This is a genomic window from Iodidimonas nitroreducens (genome assembly GCA_000710935.1).
Taxonomy (GTDB): domain Bacteria; phylum Pseudomonadota; class Alphaproteobacteria; order Sphingomonadales; family Rhodothalassiaceae; genus Iodidimonas; species Iodidimonas nitroreducens.
In genome coordinates, this window is record BAYV01000045.1 from 1 (window position 1) to 24618 (window position 24618).

Below are 24618 nucleotides of genomic sequence, written 5' to 3' on the forward strand. Positions count from 1 at the left end.
GTGGACCCCGGCTCGGGGGCCGGGGTGACGAAAGAAGGGGCCCGGGGTGACGAAAGAGGGGAACGGGGTTACGATTTTTGTGAGGTGACGAACAGAGGAATGGCGCTAGACGGTGGCATCCAGCACAATGCCCTCGGCCTCGCGGATTGAGGAAATGAGTCGCAACACGGTTTCGGGCGGAAACTGGCTGATCACCTCGCCGGTTTCACGATTGACCGATTGAAAAACCACCCGGCCTGTTTCTTCATCCTGATCAATTCGCAGACGCGCCATATTGAAATCTTCTCCGATCAATCGGGAAATGGTCTCCTCGATTTGCGAATCCAGGCTTCGTTCGTCCAGAGGGCTCTCAGGCTCGAAGGCCAAAATCCGGGATTGCCCCTGGACGGCTTCGTTTTGTGGCCGCTGAGTTTGGAGCCCTTGATTTTGCAAGTTAGACCTGTCTGAAATGACCGCAGCCGTCGGCGCGACAGACCGCACACCTCCCCCATTTTGGGAAGTGAGTTCAGTCGGCTGAGCGATAATATTCTGTATATCCATTCTGATCATTGTAAAATTCCCGCCCTCAAGGGCTTGAAAAACCAAGCCGATGCGGAAAAGAGAAGAAGGGCGGCCACCTTCTGCCGCCGCCCTTCAGGATTTTTCTTAACGGAAGAGGGCCAGGATCGAGCCGGGCGCCTGATTGGCAATACCCGCGGCCTGAAGACCCAATTGCTGCTGCACCTGCAATGCCTGCAGATTAGCGGCTTCGCGCGACAGATCGGCATCGACCAGATTACCAATCCCCACTTCGATCGAATCCGACAGATTGGATGCAAATTCAGATTGCAGTTCAACCTGCTGAACAGCCGAACCAAGCTGGCTGAGGATGGTTCCAACATTCTGCTGGAAGTTATCGACTACCGCCACAGCAGAAGCCCGCTGGGCTGCATTATTAAAATCGATATCGCGCAGTGCAATATTCGTTGCACCCGGAGTGACCCCGCCAATAGCTGCGGCGCCAAAAGTCCCTTGTGCTCCTTGAATAACAAGATCACCTGCGGAGCTCGGGCCCAAAAATTCAGCAGCCGTATCGGCAATATCCGCAACACCGTCAGCAGGTGTGGTGTCGGTCGAGCTATCACCTGCTGCCGTTGCGAACGTAATGGCTCCACCACCAAAGGAGATTTCAAAACTATCATCAGTGGTATCGCCTGCTGTACCAGCATCATTCAGGGTAGCGACAGTTACATCAATCGACAAAACGCCATTGACGTCGGAAACGATGGCATTCTGATCATCCCCGGCATTCCGCAGGGCAGCCAAAATGGCCTGTTGTTCATCAGATGTCCCATTGATGGAACCCAGATTGTCCAAAGTTCCCAGATCAAAGGTATCAAGGGTGGATGTTGCGGTGGTGCTGTTGGTCCGCAAATCAACACCGGCAACCGAAATCCGGCTGATATCCCCAGCGCGGTTCACGCCGGTGATGGCATCCACATTCTGGCCACCGCCATCAACGATATTGACGCCGTTAAATTCAGCCTGCCCAACGATGGAATCGATCTGCGACACAAGGGCCGAGAAATCACGATTGAGCGAATCGACCGACGCCTGATCAAGACCGGTATCCTGCACGGAGACCGCAATTTCACGTGCGCTGATCAAAAGATCGGACACGGCTTCTGCCGCATTCACGCCCACATCGAGGGTGCTGGATGCACGATCAAGGCTCGACCGGGCGGCATTGATACCGGCAAGATCGGAGCGCTGATTTTGGGCGATCAGGAAGGTGGCTGAATCGTCACGCACAGAAGCAACCTCAAGACCCGTAGAAATACGGTCTTGGGTTGTGGCGAGTTCACGATTGGTTGAAGAGAGAGATTGCAGTGCGAGGAAGGCACCGGCATTGGTATTCACAGAAAAAGCCATTTTGGCATCTCCATTCTGGGGTTTTACCGAGCATTTTGCTCTTGAAGCTTTTTGCTTCGGCAGTACTCATGCAATGACGATGCCAGTTTTAACGATTGCCGATTTTATAACATAAGTTATTGTTTAGATGTGGTTTTATAGAACTATGCAGATTAAGGATCAAAGTTTCTGAGTGGGGAATTTTTTGCCTATCCGGCAATTTTTGCCGAGTTTTCTGGGGATTAGCGGCAAAATTTACCGCTCATGGCAAGGGGCAGATCGATCCCTTAACCCACAAGCCCGCCCAGCGGCAGGCCAGATGGCTGGGGCTGATCCCCTTTTTGCTCCGCGCCCGAATGGGCCGTTTCGCGCTGGCGCTTGGCCTCATCCTGGGTGCGCCTGGCTTGGGCGGCCAGCCCCTCCATAATGATTTTGTTGATTTTAATCAGATCATCGATGGGCATTTCCCCCCGAAACACCCGGCTGGTGGTTTTCGATACATAGATCGACAGAGAAATGATCTGCGCCCGGGTTTCCTTGGGCAAAGTGTTTTCTTCGGCCCCGCAATCAACAGCCAAGGTGGACCACAGCCGCCGGTTCCAATCCAGCGCCTTCATCAGCGCGGCGCCTGACAGCTCCTTCTCCTTTGCCTCGATCAAGGCGCCGGTAACACGGCCAAACAGGCGATATTCCGTTTGCTGGGGCAGCTCGGCTGCGGCCTGCCTTTGATGATAGGCATCAAGGGACATAATCAAGCCTCTTTTGTTCAAAAACAAACAGCTTTTTACAGGTCATCAAAGCCTTGTAATAATGGCTGTTCATCACATCCTGACTGATTTCGACACAGTTTTTCTTGGTTTCCGGATCTTCAACCACCGACATGAATTCGGTCATTCTTGTGATGAATTCCTCGATATATTTGGAGCGCCCATCGGGATCGAGATAGCACAGCATGATCGGGAAATAGATGCGCCGCGCCGGGGTATTGGCATCTTGTTCGCGCATGATATCCTTTTCCCGCAGGATCGAGACCTTGTTTTGAATGACCAATGACGAACGCCGGTCGCCATTGGCGATCACGGCCCCATTGACCACGAATTTCTCGCCGGGTTTCAGCGATAGCTTGAGTGCCATGAATGTCTCTCCAGATCCGGCTTGGGCATTCTGACCAGATAATGCCCAAGGCTAGGCCATAAGGGGTTTCCGCTCTGTTAAAGGCTGTGGGGAATTTTCCATCCGCGCGCAACCTTTCTTCATTGATTTTAAGCATGATCCCTTCATCGACACAATCATCAGGCTAAAGATCAGCAAAACTTGTGCCAAACCAGCCGCCCTACAGGCATTGGCAGGATGGCAGGGGCGGGAGAGCCGCCAAGGCTTGTCACATCCTTGTTCCATGCTTAGCCTGCTGCTAACAGATCATGCGACAAAGATGACAATCAAAGACCCTATGCTTAGAAAGACAGCCAGATGAAAACTTCCGGTCAATTCACGGGAACGGATCGCTATGTTAGCACCGATGATCTGACGATTGCGGTGAATGCCGCAGCGCGCCTTGGTCGTCCTTTATTAGTGAAGGGGGAACCGGGCACCGGAAAATCGGTTCTGGCACAGGAAGTGGCCCGGGCTTTTGGCCGCCCCCTGATTGAATGGCATGTAAAATCCACGACCAAGGCGCAGCAGGGCCTTTATGAATATGATGCGGTTTCACGTTTGCGTGATAGCCAGTTGGGCGATCCCCGGGTCAGCGATATTCGGCATTATATCAAGCGCGGAAAGCTGTGGGAGGCATTTGTTGCCGAGGAACAGCCCATTTTGCTGATCGATGAAATCGACAAGGCGGATATCGAATTTCCCAATGATCTGCTTTTAGAACTGGATCGCATGGAATTTCATGTTTACGAAACCGGGGAAACCATTCGCGCTGAAAAACGGCCGATTGTGATCATCACATCCAATAATGAAAAAGAACTGCCGGATGCTTTTTTGCGGCGCTGCTTTTTCCATTATATCCGCTTTCCCGATCGCCAAACCATGCTTCAGATCATCGATGTGCATTATCCCGATTTGCAAAAACGCCTGGTTCATGATGCCCTTAGCATTTTTTACGATGTGCGCGACGTGCCGGGGCTGAAGAAAAAACCATCAACCTCGGAATTGCTTGATTGGCTCAAGCTTTTGATGTCGGAAGATCTGCCGCCCGATGCCTTGAAAAGCGGTGCGGGTAAAAGTGCCATTCCCCCTTTGCATGGGGCCCTTTTGAAAAACGAACATGATGTGGCTTTGTTCGAGCGGCTGGCTTTCCTTAATCGCCGCGAACAACGCTGAAAATACGAAAAAGCCCGGACAGCCTTTATAAGGTCATCCGGGCTTTGGTTTTTTGACGATCAAGCGATCAGCGGGGTTACAAAATCATCCCTGCATCTGATCAATGATCAGTTGGCTTTAACGGCCTTCAATTCATCAACGGTTTCGGTGAAGCGCTTTTGGATCACACCAAAGGCATCACGGTTCACATTGAGGGCAAGTTCCGACACTTCGCGGAAACCATCAAAGCCTTTGCGGGCCACATCCTGAGCAAATTCAGCTTGCTTGCTGGCATTGGCTTCGGGAGTTTTGCCGTTTAGCACATCGGTGGCAACGCCTGAAGCATCTTCAAAAACGGTGCGCACGAAAGCGACCTGCTTTTCAGAAACCGTCTTGTAGCCTTCAAAGGCGACGCGATTGGCTTCGATCAGGGCTTCAACATTCTTGCGTTGGGCTTCAACGATAGCGTTGACATCGAAATTCGGGGTCTTGAACAGAGAAGCAAAAGCATTCTCGGGGGCATCGATTTTACGGGTGGTTGCCATGTCTGCGCTCCATAACGAGGTGAATATGATTGCTGCACTGCAACAACACGACTGATATGGGCTTAGGCGTCGCACTTGTCAAGCGATTTTTGTGCATTGCACCATTTTTCGTTCACAGGCCAAGGCACAGGAATTTTGTTTCCAGATATTCATCGATCCCCTCATGCCCCCCTTCCCGGCCCAAACCGGATTCCTTCACCCCGCCAAAGGGCGCAACTTCGGTCGAGAAAACACCGGTATTGACTGCCACGATCCCGGTTTCCAGAGCTTCGGCGGCGCGAAAAATCCGCCCCAGATCCCGGCTATAGAAATAAGAGGCCAAACCAAAAGGCGTATCATTGGCCAATGAAATGGCTTCATCATCGGTTTCAAATGAAAAAACCGGAGCCACCGGGCCAAAGGTTTCTTCGCCGTAAAGCTGCATATCGGTTGTGGCATCGGCAATCACCGTGGGCTGGAAAAAGGTGCCGCCCAAAGCATGGGGCGCCCCGCCGCCAAGAATGCGCCCGCCTTTGGCTTTGGCATCGTCCACATGGCGCTGCACCTTTTCAAGGGCCGCTTGATTGATCAGGGGGCCCTGGGTCACGCCCGCTTCGGTGCCAACCCCAACCTTTAGGGATGCAACGGCCTGGGCCAGCTTTTGGGTGAAATGATCATAAACCCCGGCCTGCACGAAAATCCGATTGGCACAAACGCAGGTTTGCCCGGTATTGCGGAATTTCGAAGCCATCACCCCATCCACGGCAGCATCGATATCGGCATCATCAAAAACGATGAAAGGCGCATTGCCGCCCAATTCCAAGCTCATTTTCTTGACGCTATCCGCCGCCTGACGCATCAAAAGCTTGCCCACATCCGTGGAGCCGGTGAAGCTGATCTTGCGCACCAGATCACTGGCCATCAAGGCCCCGCCCACAATGGCCGGTTTGCCGGTCACGATATTCAAAACCCCAGCAGGCACCCCCGCTTCGGCCGCCAGCCAGCCCAGAGCAAGGGCGGTGAGCGGCGTATCTTCGGCAGGCTTTGCCACCATCGCACAGCCCGCAGCCAGCGCCGGCCCGGCTTTCCGCGTGAGCATGGCCGCCGGAAAATTCCACGGTGTGATCGCGGCCACAACCCCCACAGGCTGCTTCAAAACCAGCAAACGCCGATCATTTTTCTGCTGCGGGATGGTCCGCCCATAAACCCGTTTCGCTTCTTCGGCAAACCATTCGATGAAACTGGCGGCATAAGCCACCTCGCCACGCGCCTCGGCCAGTGGTTTGCCTTGTTCCGTGGTCATCAGCAAAGCCAGATCATCGGCATTTTCATGAATGAGCTCAAACCAGCGGCGCAAAATGGCGCTGCGTTCCTGCGCGGGCCTTGCCGCCCAATCTTTCTGAGCTTTCGCCGCCCCCTTGATCGCCAGATCCACCTCATCGGCGGATAGGCTGGGCACGCTGGCAATAACCTGCTGATTGGCGGGATTGAGCACATCGAAACGATCCCCCGATGCGGCATCCATCCATTGGCCATTGACAAAAGTCTGCTGTCTTAGCAATTGGCGGTTTTGAAGCGCGATAATGTCATTCAGCATGATGGCCTGCTCCTGTCAGAAATCAAAATCTTGATCGAAAAAATCACAATGGAAAAAGAACGGCCCCAACCCGGCGTTCTTCCGCTAAAAGCACATTAAAGGTGCGCGCCGCTGCCCCGCTATCCATGATATCAAGGGAAAGCCCCTGATCCTTCGCCCAAGCGCGCACATCATCGGGTAAAGTGGAGGCGGCACCGCCGGTGCCCACAAGCACGATATCCATAGTCTGCAAAAAAGGCAGGAGTCTGGCAAGATTTTCAGGCTTCAAGCGGTTCAAATCCGGCTGATCAAAGCCCCTGATGGTATCGGGAGTTACCATCACAGGGCCGGATAAAACCCTGTCGCCAAAGCTGAAACTGCCCGGTCCATAAGCCGTGACAAACGGTTTTCCGCTGCCTTTGATTTCGGTGATGTCCATAAGACTAAACCCTTTTCCGGGATTGGACTGCGGGCCGCTTGAAGGGGGAGCAGGATTAAGGGGCTGGAACTTTCGTAAGATTGCCATCCCCATCCTGATCGGAGTCCTGATCTTTTTCATCACCGATGAAAGCCGTGCTGCGCAGGTGAAGCAGGATCAAAACCGGCGAGGCGATGAAGATCGAGGAATAGGTGCCGATCACGATCCCCCAGATCATCGCAGCCGTAAAGCCCTGGATCACCGGGCCGCCAAAGAAATAAAGAGCAAACAAGGCGATCAATGTGGTCAAGGAGGTCATCACCGTGCGTGAAAGGGTGTCATTGATCGAACGATCAATCAGCTCAGGCAAGGGCATTTTTCGGTATTTACGCATATTTTCGCGCACACGATCATAAACCACCACTGTATCATTCAACGAATAGCCCACAATGGTGAGGATAGCGGCGATAATCGAAAGATTGAAATCAAGCTGGGTGATCGAGAAAAAACCCACCGTTAAAAGCACATCATGCACCAGCGCGATCACGGCCCCCAAGCCAAACTGCCATTCAAAACGAAACCAGATATAAACAAGAACAGCCGCCACTGATAAGCTGACAGCCAAGATACCATCGCGCGCAAGTTCCGATGAAACCTTGGGACCGATGAAGCTGGTTGAACGGATGGAGACCCCCTCGATATTGGTTTGCAAGGCATTCTCCACCCTGATCTGGGCTTCTTTTTGCGCCTCTTCACCGCCGGGCTGTTCCTGAAAGCGGATCAGCACATCGCGCGGCTCGCCAAATTCCTGAACGCTCACATCCCCCAGATCAAGCTTTTCGAGAAGAGCACGAATATTCCCAATATTGGCCGGTTCCGGGGTCAGGATTTCAATGGTGGAACCGCCGATGAAATCGATCCCCAGATTGAGACCCCGGCTGAAAAACAAGGCCGCCGAAGCCAGGATGAGCAGCAGAGACACCACATAAGCGAAGCTGCGGATCTTCATGAAGGGGATATGTGTATTATCCGGGATGAGCTTTAAAAGCATAAGGATTTTCCAGACCGATCAGATCGGCAAACGCTGCGGACGACGCCGGCGCAGCCAGATAACGAGAAACAAACGCGTGAGCAGCAAGGCGGTAAAGACCGAAGTGATGATCCCGATGCCCAAAGTCACCGCAAAGCCGCGCACCGGGCCAGAGCCAAATTGAAAGAGCAGGAAAGCGGCGATGAAGGTGGTGATATTGGCATCCAAAATCGTGCTCAGAGCCTGTTGATAGCCTGCTTCAACAGCGCGCATGGGGCCGCGCCCGGCGATGGCTTCTTCCTTGATCCGTTCAAAAACAAGGACATTGGCATCCACCGCCATCCCGATGGTGAGCACGATCCCGGCGATTCCGGGAAGGGTCAGCGTTGCCCCCAAAGTTGACAGCGCACCCAGAATAAGCGCGATATTGACCATCAAGGCCACATTCGCCGCCAGCCCAAACCAGCCATAGGTCACGAAAATAAAGAGCACCACAAAGCTCAAACCCAAAAGACCGGCAATTTCACCAGCTTCGATGGAATCCTTGCCCAGATCGGGGCCAACCGTACGTTCTTCCATGATGGTGAGAGGAGCGGGCAGCGCCCCGGCACGCAACAGGATCGCCAGATTATTGGCACCCTCAACCGTGAAATTGCCAAAAATGCGCCCGGCCCCCCCCAGAATGGGCTCCTGAATATTGGGGGCCGAAATGATCACATCATCCAAAACGATGGCAAAGCGACGATTGACATTTTCCCGGGTAATATCGGCAAAGCGCCGACCGCCTGTGGAGTCAAAACGGAAATTCACCACGGGTCGGCTTGATTCATCAAAACCCACCGAGGCATCCACCAGATTTTCCCCTGTCAGGCGGGCGCGTCGCTCGAGCACCAGAATTTCACCGGTATCTTGCGAAGGCAGCGACATGAAACCGGGGGGAGGACGATTGGGATCGCCCTGAGCATTGACCATATGAAAAGTGAGCTTGGCAGTCGTTTCCAGAAGCGAACGCAATTGCTGGCTATCCTGCAGGCCCGGCACCTGTACCAGAATCCGATCAGCCCCCTGCCGCTGAATGGTTGGCTCGCGCGTGCCCATTTCATCCACACGCCGACGCACGATTTCCAGCGATTGTTCCACCGCCCCGCTGATCCGCGACCGGATCGCCGCCTCCGTGAGGGTGGCCGTGATCAGCCCGTTATCTTCGGTTTCAACCTCGATATTGCGCGATAAAACGCCGCCAAAACCCTGACCATCCCCCACCGGCACCGCCTGATCACGGATCACCGAAAGAGCATCGGCGCGCTGAGTTTCATCCCGAACCCGCACATGGATAGAGCGCCCCTGCGGCTCGATGCTCGCCAAAATGCGCTGCGCGCGCAAGGCATCGCGGATCTGCGCTTCAAGATTGACCATCTGTTCAGCCACCACAGCATCGCTATCCACCTCAAGCAGCATGTGCGATCCGCCTTGCAGATCAAGCCCCAGGGTCAGCTTGCTACTGGGCAGAAAGCCGGGCAGTGCTGCCACCTGCTCATCACTGAGCAGATTTGGCAAAGCCGCCAGCATCCCGATGAAGCTGATCAGCAAAACGAAGGCAATTTTCCATGGTGGAAAGTCAAGCATGGCAGATTGATCCCAATCGGGGGTATCAGCGACGAACGCTGATCGAACATGTCATATAGGCCTGAAACCGGCCGTTAAAAGAGCCCGGCTCAGCTCTCGGCCGGTTCAGCCTTGCCACGCACCTCGGCAATGGTCCCGCGCACCACCCGCAAGCGCACACCTTCCGATACCTCGACCTGAAGCTCATCATCGGCGACCTTGGTCACCTTGCCGATCAGCCCGCCCGATGTCACCACAGTATCCCCACGACGAATAGCGGCGATAAGATTGCGATGCTCTTTTAAACGCTTCTGCTGAGGCCGGATCAGCAGAAAATAAAAAATCAACATGATCAGGGCCAAAGGAAGAAGCATTTCCAAAAGACCACCCCCGGCAGCGCCGCCTGCGGATTGTGCATAAGCAGTTGATATCAGCATGAAAAAACCCATTTCCATCAAGTTGAGGCCTCCTGCCCGCATTGGCTGCCGGGATCAGTGTGAACCCGACATTTTGCCATCAAGCACAAGAAAGGCCGTGGTCATCTGGTGGCGGACTATAAAGCCAGCCCCTATGATTGCAACATCATTAGGGCCCTGCCCCTAGAAACATGCTCCTCAAAGATCATGCTTTTAAAAAAAGCGCTCAGCGCGCATCGGCGCTGATCTGCGGCAGATAGCGCAAGGGGTCTGACGCTTTTGTGCCTTTGCGCACCTCGAAATGCAATTGCGCTTCCGTCACCCCGCCGGTGGAGCCGACCCGGGCGATCATCTGCCCGCGCTTCACGGCGGCCCCGCGTTCCACCAGCAATTCATCATTATGGCCATAGGCCGTCACCCAATCATCGGCATGGCGAATGAGGATGAGATTGCCAAATCCGCGCAAGCCCGATCCGGCATAAGCCACAATGCCGCTTTCCGAAGCCCGCACCGGCGCACCTTTGGGAGCCCGAATATTGATCCCATCATTGCGCAATCCCCCTTCTTTGGGGCCAAAGCGCGAGATCACAGTCCCCGTAACCGGCCAATCAAAGCCAGACCCGGTGCGCGGTGGCGGTGTGGCCAGGCTGCGCGAGGGCCGCGATGCCACCGTCAATTCCTCGGCCCGGCCCGATGGCACCACAAGAACCTGACCAACCCGCAAAAGATAAGGCGGCGCCAATTGATTGATGCCGGCCAATTGGCGCACATCGAGATCATGTTTTTGCGCGATGGAATAAACCGTATCGCCGCGCTGCACCACATGCGATCGCCGCCCCGGCAGAACAAGCTTTTGTCCCACCGCCAAAGCATAAGGCGGACGCAGATCATTCACCGCCACAAAATCTGACAAAGGAACGCCATGGGCCCGGGCCAGGCCATAAACCGTATCACCCCGGCGCACCTCTATCTGGCCCGCAGTTATCCCTGTTCTTGTGGTTCCCGTTCGTGCAGGGGATGGGGTACGTGCCCGAGGGGCCACCACGCGGCTATCCGCCCGATTGGGTACAGTGGCAGCCGCATAGCGATTGGGGGCGGGGGGTTTCAAGCTTGGCCGGGGCACGGGGATGGGGGAATTACGCACCGCATAAACCGGCTCCACCGCCCAATAGGGCCGATTGCCGCCAGCCACATAACAAGCCGACAAGCTCAAACACAGGATCAAAAGCCATGTTCTTTGTGGCCAATTTCGCGCGGCATCTCTCATGCCCCGATGATACGAATCGCGCTATATCAATGCAATCAATTAAACAATGTAGAAAATTTTCGGATGAAATCCGCCGCTCAGACTTTTTCTTCGCTTTTGGCCCGTTGCCATAAATGCTCCATTTCCTGAAGATTGGATTGCTCCGGCCCCCGCCCTTCTTTTGCCAGAAAAGCTTCTATCTGCTTAAAACGCCCCTCGAATTTTCGATTGGCGCTGGCCATGGCATCCTCTGGATCATGGCCAAGCTTGCGGCTTAGATTGATGCAGGTGAAAAACAGATCACCCAATTCCTCAAGCACCCGGGCATCACCTTCTGCATTCTTATGGGCCTGCTCCACTTCACCAAGCTCTTCATAGACTTTTGCCAAAACATCTGCGGGATCATCCCAATCAAAGCCCACCCGCGCCGCGCGCTTTTGCAATTTCAGCGCACGCTGGCTTGCCGGCAGGCTTTTCGCCACCCCATCAAGGGCGCTGAGGGGGCGGCCTTCGGCTTTGGCTTTCTCGGCGCGCTCGGCAGCTTTCAGAGTTTCCCATGCCTGCAGTTGGGCCTCGGCATCCGCCATCCTTTCCCCGGCAAAAACATGAGGATGGCGGCGGATCATCTTGCTGCAAATGGCTTCCAACACATCCTTGAAATCAAAGGCATCGCATTCTTTGGCCATCTGGGCATGAAACACCACCTGAAACAGCAGATCGCCCAATTCATCCTTTAATTCATCAAAAGCGCGGCGTTCGATGGCATCGGCCACTTCATAGGCTTCTTCGATGGTAAAGCCTGCGATCGATTTAAAATCCTGGGCCCGATCCCAAGGGCAGCCGCTTTCGGGAGCACGCAAAGCGGCCATGATGTCGAGCAGTTTTTCGATATTCATCGTCACGTCATCCTAAAACCAGAGGCGAAAAGCTTATCGCTGTCATCCACTGGTAACAAGAGATGCCCCACCCTCACCACACCTTGTCCGATCTGATGCTTGACCCCATTGGCGCACTGGCGCAGTTTGCAGAACATCTAGGGTCCTGACCCTAAACAACTGAACAAACCGGCGATCTGTGGGAGCCTATAAATATGACCGCGAGCTATATCGTTTATGGCATGGATGCATCCTATTTCACGCAAAAGATATTGGCGCTTTTTGCCTATAAGGAAATCCCCACCGATTATCGCAAGAAATCGATCCATGTGCGGGCCGAGGTCGAACGGCGATCCGGCACCCATATGATGCCGGTGGTGGTGACCCCTGAAGATCAATGGCTTTGGGATTCCACCCCCATTGCCTTTGAAATGGATAAAAGATTTCCCGCAAGCACCACCCTGCCCGATGCGCCCCTTGGCCGGATCATGGCCCGCATTTTGGAAGATTTCTTTGATGAATGGACCGTGCGCGCCGCTGTTTTCTTCCGCTGGAACGATCCATCGGATATCGAGCATTCCGGCACCGCGCTCGCCCGGGATGCGGTGGGCATTCCCGCCCATCAGACCCTTGATCCCGAAGGCGAAAAGCTGGTGCGATCTGCCCGCGATATGATCCAGAACTGGGCCATGGGGGTGTGCCAGAAAATGGATGCCGGGCCCGATGCTTTGGCAGAAATCGAAGGGGAATGGTGCCGCCTTGCCACACTTTTGGGGCAGCATTTCGCGCAATCGGATTTTTTGCTCGGCCCGCGCCCCTGTCTTGCTGATTTTGCCCTGCAAGGGGCACTGACCGCGCATTTCCTGTTTGATCCCACGCCCCGCACCCTTGCCGAAAGCTTGGCCCCTGATCTGATAGCCTATCAAAAGCGCATGGCTGCGGCCCGGGCATCGGATCTGGCCGATGGCTGGCCCGATTTTACAAGCGTTCCGGAAACGCTGGCCCCGCTTTTGCAGCAGATCGGTCTCAGCTTTCATGCCTATCTCATCGGCAATCACCGCGCCCTTGCCGCCGGAGAGACTACAGTCGATATGGATTTAGGCTATGGGCCGCGATCCATCATCGCCCGCCCCTATAGCGAGAAAACACGGCGCGAAACGACAAAGGATCTGGCCGCCCTCGATGCCCCGGCCCGTGCGCTGGTCGAACAAAATCTCGCGCCCTTGGGGGTTTTAGAGGCTTATCAGCTTCCCTGATCGCCTTTAAACTCCAGCCATCTTTTCACGTTAATTCAGGATATGATGCACGATGATCCCCAATCAGGAACAAGCCATGATCCGCGATATGGCCCGGGCCTTTGCGCAGGAAAAAATTGCCCCTTTTGCCGATCAATGGGCGCGGGATGGCCGCGTGCCCCAAGCTGTTCTGGATGAAATGGGGCAGCTTGGGCTGATGGGCATGACCATCGCCGAAGACCATGGCGGAGCCGGAACCGATATGGTTTCCTATGCTTTGGCTTTGATGGAAATCGCCGCCGGGGATGGCGGGCTATCAACGATTATGAGCGTCAATAATTCGCCGGTTTGTGCCGCCATCGCCGGGGCTGGCAATGCGGATCAAAAAGAAACATGGCTGCAAAAACTGGCGCGCGGCGAATGCATCGGCGCCTTTTGCCTCACCGAACCACAAGCCGGTTCCGATGCCGGGGCCTTGAAAACCAAAGCCCTCCGCACCCAAACGGGCTGGGTTTTAAACGGCACCAAACAGTTCATAACATCGGGCAGCATCGCTAAGGTGGCCATCATTTTTGCCGTTACCGATCCTGATGCCGGAAAACGTGGGATTTCCGCTTTTCTGGTACCCACCAACACCCCCGGATTCATTGTATCGCGCATCGAAGACAAGCTGGGGCAATCCTCATCCGATACCGCCCAGATCATTTTCGATGAAATGAGCATTCCCGAAAGCTGCCTTTTGGGCGATGAAAATCAGGGCTATCGCCTGGCTTTGATGAATTTGGAAAGCGGGCGCATCGGCATTGCCGCCCAATCGGTGGGCATGGCTCAGGCGGCCCTTGCCCATGCCCTTCACTATGCAAAAGAACGCATCAGCTTTGGCAAAGCCATCGCCCAGCATCAGGCGGTGGGTTTTCGCCTGTCGGATATGGCGACCAAGCTCGAGGCTTCGCGCCAGCTTGTGCTGCACGCAGCATCCCTCAAGGATGCCGGGCTGCCCTGCCTCAAGGAAGCTTCGATGGCCAAGCTTTTTGCCTCTGAAGCTGCGGAGAGCATCTGTTCCGATGCGATCCAGACCCTGGGCGGCTATGGCTATCTGAAAGATTATCCGGTGGAGCGGATCTATCGTGATGTTAAGGTTTGCCAGATTTATGAAGGCACATCGGATATCCAGAAGCTGGTGATCAATCGCCAGATGATGGCGTGATGGCCCTTTAGAAGAATTGGGCGAAAAATAAACATTGTGAAACGGGTTTTTCGTATTATATCTATCCGATATATTATCACTGATAAAGGATGACCGATGATCCGTTTGATTCTCAATGTTTTCTGGCTGATTTTTGGGGGCATCGAACTGGCGCTGGCCTGGTGGGTTGCGGCGCTTGTTTTTGCCATCACCATCATCGGCCTGCCTTGGGCGCGCAGTGCCTTTAATATCGGGCTTTATAATCTGTGGCCTTTTGGTTCGGAAGCCGTGCGCCGGGATGATTATTCGGGGCGTGAGGATATGGGTACCGGGGCTTTAGGATTTATAGGCAATATCATCTGGTTTCTGCTGGCGGGCTGGTGGCTGGCGATCGGCCATATTCTGATCGGTATTTTCTGGGCTATCACCATCATCGGCCTGCCCTTTGCCTATGTGCATTTCAAACTGGTGCCCATCACCTTATTCCCGGTAGGCATGCGGATCGTTTCCAAGGATGCATCCATCCGCCCTTATCCGCCACGCCCATAAATGCCGAAAAGGATGCGATGATCGAAAAGACTCTGGCCGGCATTGTCATCCTGATCGCCTTGGGCGCGGCATCCAGCCATGCCCAGGGCGTTGACGCAGCCAAAACCGAGGCATCATCCTCCACCGTTTCCTGCTATGATGAAGCCCGCAAGATCATCCAGACCACCCTGCGCGGTGCCTGCGCTGGCACTATCCTCAGCACCGAAGAGGCGAAAAGCATTCGCCAAAACATTCTCCGCGAGCGCGCCCGGCGAGCCAGCGATCTGAAGCCCGATGCCCGCGCCGCACCCGCCTTGGCCATGCGCTTTGGAACGGCTTTTGCGGTGAATGACAAGGGCCAGTTTCTCAGCGCCCGCCATGTGGTGGATGGCTGCACGAGTTTGTTCATCGCCGATGCAAAGGGCAATCGCTGGCCCGCCAGCATCGCCGCCCTTGATCCCGATCTTGATATGGCTCTGCTCGAAATGGAAACCAATCCAGCAAATGCAGAAGATTTACCAGCCGCATTCGATTATGTGATGTTCCGCACCGCCCTGCCCGGCATAGATGAACCGGTGATGGCCGTCGGCTTTCCTGAACAGGGGCTGCCGCGCATTCGGCCTGATCGCCGCAAAGGGCAAATTTCGGCCCTAAGCGATCAGGGACCGGATAGTGAAACCCCTTTTTATCTCGCCTTTAAAGGCTCGGTCAGGGGCGGGAATAGCGGCGGACCGCTTTTTGATGAAGCGGGCTATGTCACCGGCATGGTCATCGCCAAGGCGAATACGGCGGCTATTTTTCAAACATCGGGCACCCTTGTGCGCAACACCGCCTTTGCCATATCGGCACCGGTTTTGATGCGCTTTTTAAACGATCATAAAGCCCCCTTTTGGCTTCAAAATGATCGGGATGTGCCGACAGCCCCTACTGTGGACGATGGACCAAAGACGGTCGGACGGGTGATCTGCCAGCCCTGAGATTGGCAAAAAACCTGCTTCATTTGAATTTACAGGGCAAAGCCGTTTATAATCCGGTATCTGTTCATCATTCATCAGGAGTTGATCATGGTCAATGATAGCCATTTAAAGCGCGCCTATGCCCTTAAAAACCCCAAAGATGCCGAAGCGCTCTATCGGGATTGGGCGGCCAGCTATGATAAGGATGTGGTTGATGGGCTTGGCTATGTCGCCCCTCAGGAAAGCGTGAAGGTTTTGCTGAGCCATCTGAAAGGGCATGAAAAAACCATCATCGATGTGGGCTGTGGCACCGGGCTTGTGGGCGATGTGATCCAGAATGAGCATCCGATGGTCTGCGATGGTCTCGATCTCTCCCCGGAAATGCTTGATATCGCTCGTGATCGCGGCTCTTACCGCAATCTATTAACCGGCGATCTCACCAGTCGTCTCGATCTCGAGGATGATCTTTATGACGCCGCCATTTGCGTGGGTACTTTCACCAGCGGCCATGTGGGGCCCGATGGATTACGCGAAATCATTCGGATCACCAAACCCGGAGGCATCATTTGTTTCACCGTCAATGAAAATGTTTATGAAGATCAAGACTATGATCAGGCGTTATCATCTTTGGAAGACGAAGGGCTGTGCCGCCGGATCGAACAGCACGAAATGGATTATATCCCCAAAGAAGGCCTGCGCGCCCAAGTGATCACCATCGGCGTGCCCGAGGTGGTAAAGAATTGACCCCGGCTCGGGGGCCGGGGTGACGAAGTTAAGGAGGCCCAGGGTGACGATTTTTATATGTGATGCTAACAACTTACGTCATCCCGGACGCGGTGCAGCATGAAATGATGCGCCGCTGAGCCGGGATCCATCTCGTGAAGGGCTGAGGGTGGGAAAGATGGACCCCGGGCCTCTGCCCGGGGTGACGAAGTTAAAGGGGCCCGGGGCGACGAAGTTAAGGAGGCCCGGGGCGACGAAGAAGAGAAGAAGGCTCAGCGCAAGCGGGTGGCCATCTCTTGCAACACATCGCTCAAAGCCAGAAGGCGTTTTTGATCGACAGCGTCCCTGCTCGCACCGTCTTGTTGCAGTGAAGCGGACAGTGCCAAAAGTTCGCCGGCCACCGCCTTATCGCCCGACCCATCAGATAAAGACTGATCGGCCCGGGCCAAAGCCTCGCGCAGATCGGCAATCCGGTTATCAGCCAAAGCCTTGCTGCGCTGCAATTGATCCACATAGGCATGGGCAACTGCAGGTTCGGCCTGCCAGCTAATTTGGAATTGCTGCTGAGGATTGAACAACTCACCGCCTTTGGTCAAAGATGCGGCTTTGATTTCATTTTCGGTCAGATATTCACTGGGCTCCAAGGCCAGAACATCAAGCCCGCGCACAATCGCCGACCCATAAATCAGGCCATTGAACCAATAGGTTGACCAATATCCTCCCAAAACCAGATCTTTTTCATCAATGGGGCCACGATCAAAATATGCAATTTCCACCGGATTAGCGGAATCGGTGAAATCCATCACCGAAAGCCCGCCCTGATACCAGGCCTGCACATAGATATCGCGGCCGGGAACCGGGATGATCGAACCATTATGGGCAACGCAGTTTTCTTTATCGCTTTGGGGCGCCGGAATTTTATAATAACCACGGAAAACCAGCTTTTGATCGACGATATCATAAAGCGCATCAGCACCCCATGTCATCGGATCTGAAGCCTGGCAACGCGGCCGTGCGCCGCCGCCCCATTCATCGGTGAACAGCACCTTGGTACCATCATTATTAAAGGTGGCTGAATGCCAATAGGCAAAAGATGAATCCTTCACGGCATCGATCCGTGTGGGCTTCAAGGGATCGGAAATATCAAACAGAATGCCATTGCCCGAACAGGCTCCGGCAGCAATCTTCAGTTCGGGGAACACAGTGATATCATGGCATTGATCGGTGGCCCGGGTGGTTTGCGTTTCAGGGCCATGATCACCGCCCTGCCACAAACCGGCAATAACCCCGGATTCCGGATCGGCAAAAACCGCCGGGCTATCGATGATCCGGGCATCCTGTGGCCGATCCACGGGAATTTCGATCACATCGATGCGAAACAAAGCCGTTTGCTCATCCTCATAAGGCGATTTATCGGAACAACCGGCCAATTCCTTTGCATCACGCACGGAGCTTGTGCCGGAATTATAAACGATCAGCTTACCATCCTCGCCCGGACCGGAAACGATGGAATGGGTATGCGAGCCACGGCAGGTTTGGACAAGGCCCACCTGTTTTGGCATCCGCAGATCGCTGATATCGAAAATCCGCAGGCCGCGAAAACGATCTTCGCTCACCTTTTCGGCAATGCCCTGCAGGCCGCAATCAACCCGCCCCCGCGTTTGTTCAACAGAGGTGATCAGCAGATTGCCGGCAATCGACACATCCCCCTGCCCCCCCGGGCACACAACCGAGCTCATCAATTCCGGGGCATCGCCTTTCGAGATGTCATAGATATTGAAGCCATGATAATTGCCCACAACGGCAATATCGCCTGCAAAGGCAATATCGGTATTGGAAAAACTGAGGAAGGGCGCACGCGAGGATTTACTTTCATCCCGATCCGGCTTGGCATCTTCCTCCGTCTCGCCCTCGGCATCATCCTTTTTCTCTGCCGCTTTATCTTTGGCCTTTTCACCGGCCTTTTCCTTATCTTCGGCTTCCAGCCGCTTCAAAGACAAACCGATGGGATTTTGCGGATCATAAAAACCTTCAGGACGCGGCAGGCTTGCCAAAAGCTCCAGATTGGAAATGGCTGTTTCGGCATCGAGATACCCGGCAGACAAACCAACGCGCGGATCGGCGGAAAAGCCCGTCAGCATGGCTGTCATCCGGGTGATTTCAGCCTTCTGATCATTGGTAATATCCGTGGTGAATTCAAACAGAACGGGGTCATAGGCCGATCCGGGCTTCTTCAACAGCGCCCCGACCATGCTCAAGGCGCCCTCATGATGCTTGATCATGAGCTGTAAAAACATATTGTCGAAATCAGCGCCCTCGGAAGCGGCCAGTTCTTTCATCTGTGCGGGCGAGGCCATGCCCTCCATCGTGGCATGGGCCCCTTCATGATGATCGCCCTTCAGTTCGGGAAGCGGCTGATCGCGATCCTGAAGCCATCCCTTCATGAAGGCAATTTCATCTTTTTGCGAAAGATCGATCCGGCGCGACAGTTCAATCATTTCATTGCGGGCCGTGCGATCCGCCACCAATGCGGCCATATCAACGGCCTGCTGATGATGGACGATCATATCCTGCATGAAGGTGACATCCGCCGCCGAAAAACGGGTGGCGGCCAGATTGCTTGCCTCATCAACATCAAGCTGGCGGCTGGTTTGGCCCGGGGCACCGGGCTGGATGATCGGAACCTGCGCATAGGCCTGGGCTGACAGCATCACAAGCCCCGTGCTCAACAATGCGGCCCGAATAACCGGCTTTCCAAATGAAGTCGTCTGCGTCATCTCAAAATTCCCCTGATAGGTTATGCCCCGTGCAAATATCTTTTGCATAAAGAATGGCACTAGCATTTTTCATGCTCAAAACGTTCGTTAAGGATGAATATTCACGGAAATCAAGCCGCTGGCAAGAGTGGATCCTTCTTTCCTCACCCGGGCGGAGACCCGGGTCCACTCTTTCCCATACTCAGCCCTTCACGAGATGGATTCCGGGTCAAGCCCGGAATGACGAAAGAAAAGAGCCGGGATGAGGGTTGAGAGCACATTGTGCCGAACGTCTCAGTCGGCGGATTTGAATTTGATATTGCGAATAATTATCAAAACATTTAAGTCTCGTGCATTCACTGATTCGTGACGGGAAATTCGCAGCCCTTGGATTAAGCGGCGCAAGCGATCAGGCCCATCATCAACCCACGGAAAGGCCCGGAATGCGCGCGTTCACATATTTAGCTCTGACTATGGCCAGCGTCTCTGCTTTTGCTTTGCAGACAAGCCTTGCGGCAGCACAAAATCGTGCCGATGAAACCTCCGATATCGAAGAGATCATCATTACGGGCAAGGCGTCACAGGTCGATTTAACCGATCCCTTTGCCGGAGGGCAGGTGGCGCGAGGGGGCCGCGCCGGATTGCTGGGCAACCTCGATTTCATGGATGCCCCCTTTTCGGGCACGGCCTATACTGAAAAGCTGGTCGCTGCTCAGCAGGCCAAAAGCATCGGCGATGTTTTGCAAAATGATCCCGTGGTGCGCGTGGCCAAAGGCTTCGGAAATTTTCAGGAGCTATATATCATCCGGGGTTTCCCCGTTTTTTCTGACGATCTGACCCTTGATGGCGTGTTTGGCATTTTGCCGCGTCAGCTGGTGGCTGCAGAATTGGTTGAACGTGTCGAGGTTTTCCGGGGTGCCAATGCCTTTATCAATGGTGCGGCTCCGGGTGGCAGTGGGGTTGGCGGTTCGATCAATATCGTGCCAAAGCGGGCCCCAAAGGATGGGATCCGTCGGTTCACTGCCGGCTATGAAAATGAAGGACAATCTTATCTCGCTGCCGATTTTGGCGCACGCTTTGGTGCTGATAAACAATGGGGCCTGCGCTTTAATACGGCTTATCGCAATGGCGAAACATCGGTTGATGATCAGGATCGCGAGCTGGCCTTTTTTTCCCTCGGCAGCGATTATGAAGGCGAGCGGCTGCGCTTTTCCGCCCATATCGGCTATCAGGATCATCGCATCGAAAATCCGCGCCCCCAAGTTACCCCCTTGGGCGAGGTGCCGGATGTACCCGAGCCAGACAGCAATTTTGCCCAGCCCGGCACCTTTTCCGATGAGGAACAGCTTTTCGGCGTCATGCGCGGCGAATATGATCTCACCGATCAAATCACGGTCTGGCTGGCCGCTGGCGGGCGAAGCGGCGAAGAAGCCAATCAACTGGTCAATCCTTCGGCACAGGCCGATGGGTCCACCACCGCTTTTCGCTTCGATAATACCCGTGAAGACAGCATCCTGTCTGCCGATGCCGGAATGCGGGCCCGATTTCAAACCGGCCCTGTTGGTCATCAAGTCACGGTTTCGGGCTCGATCATCGATCTGACATTCAAAAATGCCTTTGCCTTATCGGATACATCCAATCTGTTCATCAGCGATCTGTTCAATCCCACACCGCTTGATCGCCTGCCCCCGGCTGATGGTTTTCGCGGCGGAATCCTGACCGACCCGCTGGCGACAGAGAAAAATACCAACAGCAGTCTTGCCCTTGCCGATATGATCTCGCTGTTCCAGGATCAGTTGATCCTGACACTGGGCGTGCGCTTCCAAAATATCGAAACCCGATCCTTTGATTTCAATAATGGTGCCAAGACATCAGAATTCGACAAATCCGCCACCACCCCCGCTTTTGGTCTGGTTTATAAGATCGCGCCCAATCTTTCATTCTATGGCAATTATGTGGAAAGTCTGCAGCCGGGGGCTGTTGCCCCTGCAACCAGCGGGGGGGTTCAAATCCTCAATGCGGGCGAAGTGCTCGATCCATTTCGTGGCGAGCAATATGAAATCGGTATGAAATATGATGGCGGCGATTTTGGTGCCACGCTCAGCCTGTTTTCGCTGACCCGGGAAAATGCGGTTGTCATCGATCAGCTCTTTCAGGCATCGGGCGAACAGGAAAATCAGGGGATCGAGCTGAGCCTGTTTGGCGAACCCGTCAAAGGCCTGCGGCTGATTGGCGGGGCCAGCTATGTGGATACGAAGCTCAAGCGCACCCAAGGCGGCATCAATGAAGGCAATAGCGTGATTGGCGTGCCGGAATTTCAGGCCAATCTAAATGCCGAATGGGATGTGCCCATGCTGCCCGGGCTGACCATCGATGGGCGCGTTGTGTTCACCGGCGAGCAATTTGTGAATGAAGCCAATAGCATCGAACTTGCAAGCTGGACCCGCTATGATCTGGGCCTGCGCTATGTTTTGCCAATTGAAAATGACAGCATCACCATCAAAGGACGCATCGAAAATGTTGCCGACAAAGCCTATTGGGCATCGACCGGCGGTTTTCCGGGGGCCAATTTCCTGATCCAGGGCAATCCGCGCACCTTCATCCTCTCGGCATCTTACGACTTCTGAAAAAGGGCGATATGATATGTCGGCCAATATGATCAAACGAATGGCATGGGTGCATAAATGGACCAGCCTCATCTGCACGATCTTTCTTTTGATGCTGTGCCTGACAGGATTGCCGCTGATTTTTCATGACGAGATCGACGATGCCCTCAATCCATCGCACTGGGTGCCCGCGCATCCCGATGGTGCCATGCTCGAACTTGATCGCATCCTTGAAATCGCCCTTCAGCACAGGCCCGACGATGTTCCCATATTCATGAGCTTTGATACCGATCGACCGGTTGTCAATGTTACCACCGGGGCCCGGCCCGATGTTGCCGCTACCGCCATGCATTTTGCGTCTTTCGATCGCACCAGCGGCGATCTGGTGCCACCGCCAGATAATGGCGCGGCGATAATGGATTTTCTGCTTCAGATCCATACTGATCTGTTTTTAGGATTGCCGGGCATGCTGTTTCTGGGGGCGATGGGGCTGATCTTTCTCGCAGCGATCCTATCAGGCATCCTTTTATATGCCCCCTTCATGCGCAAGCTTGATTTCGGCACCGTGCGCGCAAGCCGATCGCCGCGCCTTAAATGGCTTGATTATCATAATCTGCTGGGGGTGATGACCGCGGCCTGGGTTCTGGTTGTGGGGGGCACCGGGGTGATCAATACGCTGGCCATCCCGATTATCGATTTTTGGAAACACACAGAACTCGCCGATCTGATCGAACCCCATGGCGCGCCCCCTTCGCCTGTTGCGCTGCATTCCCTTGATGATGCCATGGCTAAGGCAAAGGCCGCGGTTTCTGACATGGTTTTGCAATTCGTTGCTTTTCCCGGCGCATCTTTTTCAACGGATCATCATTATGCGATCTATTTCCATGGAAAAACGCCCCTGACCCGGCAAATGACCATTCCGGCGCTGATCGATGCCCGCGATGGCCGCTTCGCCGGGCTGCGCCCTATGCCATGGTATGTCAAAACCCTGGCTTTATCGCAGCCCCTGCATTTTGGAGATTATGGCGGTTTGCCGCTCAAAATCATCTGGGCCGTGCTTGATCTCATCACCATCATCGTTTTGGGAAGCGGGCTTTATCTATGGCTTGGCAAAGGCGGCCAGAGAATGGATCCGGCGATGGAGCCTTTATGGCAGGGGCCGGAATGAAAGATCGGCAATCCCGCATGAGCAGACCCAAAAGGCTGCGAAAAACACTGAAGATTCCAGCGATCTTTTTTGCCCTCAGCCTCGCCGGGCTGATCTGGGCGCTTTTGGTGGATGGTTCCTCCGATGGGCTGGCCGCCCTCGCCGCTGGATCCCCCCTAATGGCCCTTTTATGGGCCCTGCTCTATCGGCGGCAATGAAGCCTTTTCCCGCGGGCCACAGGGTTTGCCGGGGTCGAGAGCAGAGAATTACAGACAAGCACAAATCACGCGAATGTGAGGATTTTTTTCTCATGAGGGGGATTGTTCAATCAGTAAAGGGGCCGATAAGATCAGACCCTTATAGGGAGATAGGCTTTGAATAGTTTCCTCCGCAAACACTGGTTCCCCTTGGCAATGACCATTGTCATCGTCTTCGGTTATCAATTTGGAAAAGATTTGGCCCTCTCGCACAACAAGATCGGCGCACATGATCCCTTGGTCAAAAGCCGGGGCGTTAGAGACTAAACGGGACGCAACTCTTTCGTTTCGCCTGATGGTCTGTGCTGAACACTCTGTAGCATGACTGAGGGCGGCATGACTGAGGAAAAATATGAAAAATTTTCTTCTCTCTGTTTTAGCCGGAAGTCTGGTCGGACTCTTTATCTCCATTTTAATCCAATGGGTTACAGGTCAATCTGGCATAGGCATCACGTTTGCTGGCGGGGGCATCGCCGGGGTCGTAACTGTGATTTTTTTAGCCAAGCTTCGCGCAGCTAATAAGGGCGTGGGCCCGTCTCACTAAAAGCCCCAGGATAGTGTAAAGGAAAGTGGCGAGTTAAAACGCAAACTATCAAAGTTAAAAGAATATTTCTTCTCCTTTAGGAAAGCAAATACCATGACCATGAAAACTCGAGATATCCGCCTTGTTCTTCTTGCGGGAGTGGTGTCAGCAGCTATAGCGGGCTTCATCATCGCTATTGGTCAGGCTATGAACCTGGGCGGTGGGATCTTGTTCGGGGTCGCGCTTGGCGCAGGCATCGGCGCTGCGATCGGTCTTGTCTTCTATCGTCAATTTGCCCGTCATGATGATCGTTGAGGATCATATCCCAAGCAGATCGGAGAATTACGATGAATGTATTTCATAATTCAAAAAATCAAATAAAAGATATTTTTCCATATTTTATTTCTGGGATTTTCTATTATGTAATATATTTAGTAATTTTCTCAATATTTGGATTCATCGGAGATGAATTTAAGAACTTGCCATTTATTACATTCATATCTTTTTTATATAATTTATTATATTATGATTTAGGCAAAGGTCTTTCCTTTTTTTCATTTGGTGCGCTCAAGGCTTCATTTATTTCCTTTGCATGCAGTTTCACGCTCGGCAAAATGATCTGGATTGTCATTCAGATGGCCTTCTAATGTAGCGCCACTCACGCGAAAGTGAAAATTTTTTTCGCCCATTGGGGATTGTCCTGCCAAAGCGAGGCTCATTAGAATGAAAATGCGGTTGGGAGATTTTTCGTATTCGGATTGGAACTGATAAAAATTAGGCCGTAAACTCATAAACGGGATTCCCAAAGCGTTGC

Annotated in this window: 24 protein-coding genes; 9 read left to right on the top strand and 15 right to left on the bottom strand. The window is 53.9% G+C overall.

Translation table 11 applies throughout. The annotated features are described in order from the left end of the window. Positions 1 to 105: 105 nt before the first annotated feature. The 4 genes from AQ1_RS12010 to flbT all read right to left on the bottom strand — a co-directional run bounded on the left by AQ1_RS12010 (position 106) and on the right by flbT (position 3024). Positions 106 to 549, bottom strand: coding sequence for a flagellar protein FlaG (locus AQ1_RS12010; RefSeq protein WP_081837319.1), 444 nt, complete (start codon positions 547 to 549; stop codon positions 106 to 108). A 96-nt stretch (positions 550 to 645) separates the two neighbouring features. Continuing rightward, positions 646 to 1911 (bottom strand): flagellin N-terminal helical domain-containing protein, encoded by a 1266-nt coding sequence (locus AQ1_RS14720; RefSeq protein WP_052371263.1) that lies wholly within the window; start codon positions 1909 to 1911, stop codon positions 646 to 648. A 266-nt stretch (positions 1912 to 2177) separates the two neighbouring features. After that, a complete protein-coding gene (gene flaF / locus AQ1_RS12020; protein ID WP_081837320.1) occupies positions 2178 to 2639 on the bottom strand; it encodes a flagellar biosynthesis regulator FlaF in 462 nt (153 codons plus the stop codon). Further along, complete coding sequence (gene flbT, locus AQ1_RS12025) at positions 2629 to 3024, bottom strand: flagellar biosynthesis repressor FlbT (protein WP_042087652.1); 396 nt, start codon at positions 3022 to 3024, stop codon at positions 2629 to 2631. Before flbT ends, flaF begins: the two co-directional genes overlap by 11 nt. A gap of 336 nt (positions 3025 to 3360) precedes the next feature. Here flbT and AQ1_RS12030 point away from each other — a divergent pair, with 336 nt between their 5' ends. Next, positions 3361 to 4218, top strand: a complete 858-nt coding sequence (locus tag AQ1_RS12030; protein WP_042087653.1) for an AAA family ATPase — start codon at positions 3361 to 3363, stop codon at positions 4216 to 4218. Between the two features lie 107 nt (positions 4219 to 4325). On the opposite strand, the gene AQ1_RS12035 is transcribed toward AQ1_RS12030, so the two are convergent. From AQ1_RS12035 to mazG, 8 genes are all read right to left on the bottom strand, one after another. Beyond that, positions 4326 to 4742, bottom strand: coding sequence for a phasin family protein (locus tag AQ1_RS12035; RefSeq protein WP_042087656.1), 417 nt, complete (start codon positions 4740 to 4742; stop codon positions 4326 to 4328). 112 nt (positions 4743 to 4854) lie between these two features. Beyond that, positions 4855 to 6318, bottom strand: coding sequence for an NAD-dependent succinate-semialdehyde dehydrogenase (locus AQ1_RS12040; RefSeq protein WP_042087658.1), 1464 nt, complete (start codon positions 6316 to 6318; stop codon positions 4855 to 4857). A 43-nt stretch (positions 6319 to 6361) separates the two neighbouring features. Further along, the gene (locus tag AQ1_RS12045; protein WP_042087660.1) at positions 6362 to 6736 is read right to left on the bottom strand and encodes an Mth938-like domain-containing protein; all 375 of its coding nucleotides are present in this window, start codon (positions 6734 to 6736) and stop codon (positions 6362 to 6364) included. A 55-nt stretch (positions 6737 to 6791) separates the two neighbouring features. Next, positions 6792 to 7766: a protein translocase subunit SecF gene (gene secF, locus AQ1_RS15540; protein ID WP_042087662.1), complete on the bottom strand. Its 975-nt coding sequence runs from the start codon at positions 7764 to 7766 to the stop codon at positions 6792 to 6794. 18 nt (positions 7767 to 7784) lie between these two features. Beyond that, a complete protein-coding gene (secD, locus tag AQ1_RS15545; RefSeq protein WP_042087665.1) occupies positions 7785 to 9371 on the bottom strand; it encodes a protein translocase subunit SecD in 1587 nt (528 codons plus the stop codon). Positions 9372 to 9460: 89 nt separating this feature from the next. Continuing rightward, a complete protein-coding gene (gene yajC / locus AQ1_RS12060; protein ID WP_042087693.1) occupies positions 9461 to 9787 on the bottom strand; it encodes a preprotein translocase subunit YajC in 327 nt (108 codons plus the stop codon). Positions 9788 to 9992: 205 nt separating this feature from the next. Next, entirely contained in the window at positions 9993 to 11033 is a 1041-nt protein-coding gene (locus AQ1_RS12065) for a M23 family metallopeptidase (RefSeq protein WP_052371264.1), read from the bottom strand. A gap of 77 nt (positions 11034 to 11110) precedes the next feature. Beyond that, positions 11111 to 11908 carry a nucleoside triphosphate pyrophosphohydrolase gene (mazG, locus tag AQ1_RS12070; protein WP_042087668.1) on the bottom strand — a complete coding sequence of 266 codons (798 nt, stop codon included), beginning with the start codon at positions 11906 to 11908 and terminating at the stop codon, positions 11111 to 11113. Between the two features lie 194 nt (positions 11909 to 12102). Between mazG and AQ1_RS12075 the strand changes: the two genes are divergently transcribed. The 5 genes from AQ1_RS12075 (at position 12103) to AQ1_RS12095 (ending at position 16536) form a co-directional block, all read left to right on the top strand. Further along, positions 12103 to 13143 (top strand): glutathione S-transferase N-terminal domain-containing protein, encoded by a 1041-nt coding sequence (locus tag AQ1_RS12075; protein WP_042087670.1) that lies wholly within the window; start codon positions 12103 to 12105, stop codon positions 13141 to 13143. 52 nt (positions 13144 to 13195) lie between these two features. Then, positions 13196 to 14329 (top strand): acyl-CoA dehydrogenase family protein, encoded by a 1134-nt coding sequence (locus tag AQ1_RS12080; RefSeq protein ID WP_042087672.1) that lies wholly within the window; start codon positions 13196 to 13198, stop codon positions 14327 to 14329. 96 nt (positions 14330 to 14425) lie between these two features. Beyond that, positions 14426 to 14857: a YccF domain-containing protein gene (locus tag AQ1_RS12085; protein WP_042087673.1), complete on the top strand. Its 432-nt coding sequence runs from the start codon at positions 14426 to 14428 to the stop codon at positions 14855 to 14857. Positions 14858 to 14874: 17 nt separating this feature from the next. Further along, entirely contained in the window at positions 14875 to 15813 is a 939-nt protein-coding gene (locus AQ1_RS12090; RefSeq protein ID WP_042087675.1) for a S1 family peptidase, read from the top strand. 87 nt (positions 15814 to 15900) lie between these two features. After that, the gene (locus tag AQ1_RS12095; RefSeq protein WP_042087678.1) at positions 15901 to 16536 is read left to right on the top strand and encodes a class I SAM-dependent DNA methyltransferase; all 636 of its coding nucleotides are present in this window, start codon (positions 15901 to 15903) and stop codon (positions 16534 to 16536) included. A gap of 251 nt (positions 16537 to 16787) precedes the next feature. Here the strand turns inward: AQ1_RS12095 and AQ1_RS12100 are convergent, their stop codons facing one another. After that, entirely contained in the window at positions 16788 to 19226 is a 2439-nt protein-coding gene (locus AQ1_RS12100; RefSeq protein WP_313978536.1) for a DUF305 domain-containing protein, read from the bottom strand. 488 nt (positions 19227 to 19714) lie between these two features. On the opposite strand from AQ1_RS12100, the gene AQ1_RS12105 reads away from it, so the two are divergent. Genes AQ1_RS12105 through AQ1_RS12115 form a run of 3 tightly spaced genes read left to right on the top strand, consistent with a single transcriptional unit; the run spans position 19715 to position 23242 of the window. Continuing rightward, the gene (locus tag AQ1_RS12105; protein WP_042087699.1) at positions 19715 to 21898 is read left to right on the top strand and encodes a TonB-dependent receptor; all 2184 of its coding nucleotides are present in this window, start codon (positions 19715 to 19717) and stop codon (positions 21896 to 21898) included. 16 nt (positions 21899 to 21914) lie between these two features. Next, the gene (locus AQ1_RS12110) at positions 21915 to 23045 is read left to right on the top strand and encodes a PepSY-associated TM helix domain-containing protein (RefSeq protein WP_042087680.1); all 1131 of its coding nucleotides are present in this window, start codon (positions 21915 to 21917) and stop codon (positions 23043 to 23045) included. A gap of 17 nt (positions 23046 to 23062) precedes the next feature. Then, complete coding sequence (locus AQ1_RS12115; RefSeq protein ID WP_150006816.1) at positions 23063 to 23242, top strand: hypothetical protein; 180 nt, start codon at positions 23063 to 23065, stop codon at positions 23240 to 23242. A 727-nt stretch (positions 23243 to 23969) separates the two neighbouring features. Here the strand turns inward: AQ1_RS12115 and AQ1_RS15345 are convergent. Both AQ1_RS15345 and AQ1_RS15205 read right to left on the bottom strand, forming a co-directional pair. Then, positions 23970 to 24107: a hypothetical protein gene (locus AQ1_RS15345; RefSeq protein ID WP_161760604.1), complete on the bottom strand. Its 138-nt coding sequence runs from the start codon at positions 24105 to 24107 to the stop codon at positions 23970 to 23972. Positions 24108 to 24379: 272 nt separating this feature from the next. Further along, the coding region (locus AQ1_RS15205) for a hypothetical protein (RefSeq protein WP_462687141.1) at positions 24380 to 24618 on the bottom strand (239 nt) is incomplete at its 5' end.

Excerpts from the sequence above, each read along its gene's own strand:
- AQ1_RS12010 (WP_081837319.1), bottom strand. The coding sequence starts at position 549 with ATGATCAGAATGGATATACAGAATATTATCGCTCAGCCGACTGAACTC.
- AQ1_RS14720 (WP_052371263.1), bottom strand. The coding sequence starts at position 1,911 with ATGGCTTTTTCTGTGAATACCAATGCCGGTGCCTTCCTCGCACTGCAA.
- flaF (WP_081837320.1), bottom strand. The coding sequence starts at position 2,639 with ATGTCCCTTGATGCCTATCATCAAAGGCAGGCCGCAGCCGAGCTGCCC.
- flbT (WP_042087652.1), bottom strand. The coding sequence starts at position 3,024 with ATGGCACTCAAGCTATCGCTGAAACCCGGCGAGAAATTCGTGGTCAAT.
- AQ1_RS12030 (WP_042087653.1), top strand. The coding sequence starts at position 3,361 with ATGAAAACTTCCGGTCAATTCACGGGAACGGATCGCTATGTTAGCACC.
- AQ1_RS12035 (WP_042087656.1), bottom strand. The coding sequence starts at position 4,742 with ATGGCAACCACCCGTAAAATCGATGCCCCCGAGAATGCTTTTGCTTCT.
- AQ1_RS12040 (WP_042087658.1), bottom strand. The coding sequence starts at position 6,318 with ATGCTGAATGACATTATCGCGCTTCAAAACCGCCAATTGCTAAGACAG.
- AQ1_RS12045 (WP_042087660.1), bottom strand. The coding sequence starts at position 6,736 with ATGGACATCACCGAAATCAAAGGCAGCGGAAAACCGTTTGTCACGGCT.
- secF (WP_042087662.1), bottom strand. The coding sequence starts at position 7,766 with ATGCTTTTAAAGCTCATCCCGGATAATACACATATCCCCTTCATGAAG.
- secD (WP_042087665.1), bottom strand. The coding sequence starts at position 9,371 with ATGCTTGACTTTCCACCATGGAAAATTGCCTTCGTTTTGCTGATCAGC.
- yajC (WP_042087693.1), bottom strand. The coding sequence starts at position 9,787 with ATGCTGATATCAACTGCTTATGCACAATCCGCAGGCGGCGCTGCCGGG.
- AQ1_RS12065 (WP_052371264.1), bottom strand. The coding sequence starts at position 11,033 with ATGAGAGATGCCGCGCGAAATTGGCCACAAAGAACATGGCTTTTGATC.
- mazG (WP_042087668.1), bottom strand. The coding sequence starts at position 11,908 with ATGAATATCGAAAAACTGCTCGACATCATGGCCGCTTTGCGTGCTCCC.
- AQ1_RS12075 (WP_042087670.1), top strand. The coding sequence starts at position 12,103 with ATGACCGCGAGCTATATCGTTTATGGCATGGATGCATCCTATTTCACG.
- AQ1_RS12080 (WP_042087672.1), top strand. The coding sequence starts at position 13,196 with ATGATCCCCAATCAGGAACAAGCCATGATCCGCGATATGGCCCGGGCC.
- AQ1_RS12085 (WP_042087673.1), top strand. The coding sequence starts at position 14,426 with ATGATCCGTTTGATTCTCAATGTTTTCTGGCTGATTTTTGGGGGCATC.
- AQ1_RS12090 (WP_042087675.1), top strand. The coding sequence starts at position 14,875 with ATGATCGAAAAGACTCTGGCCGGCATTGTCATCCTGATCGCCTTGGGC.
- AQ1_RS12095 (WP_042087678.1), top strand. The coding sequence starts at position 15,901 with ATGGTCAATGATAGCCATTTAAAGCGCGCCTATGCCCTTAAAAACCCC.
- AQ1_RS12100 (WP_313978536.1), bottom strand. The coding sequence starts at position 19,226 with ATGCTGTCAGCCCAGGCCTATGCGCAGGTTCCGATCATCCAGCCCGGT.
- AQ1_RS12105 (WP_042087699.1), top strand. The coding sequence starts at position 19,715 with ATGCGCGCGTTCACATATTTAGCTCTGACTATGGCCAGCGTCTCTGCT.
- AQ1_RS12110 (WP_042087680.1), top strand. The coding sequence starts at position 21,915 with ATGTCGGCCAATATGATCAAACGAATGGCATGGGTGCATAAATGGACC.
- AQ1_RS12115 (WP_150006816.1), top strand. The coding sequence starts at position 23,063 with ATGAGCAGACCCAAAAGGCTGCGAAAAACACTGAAGATTCCAGCGATC.
- AQ1_RS15345 (WP_161760604.1), bottom strand. The coding sequence starts at position 24,107 with ATGACGGGCAAATTGACGATAGAAGACAAGACCGATCGCAGCGCCGAT.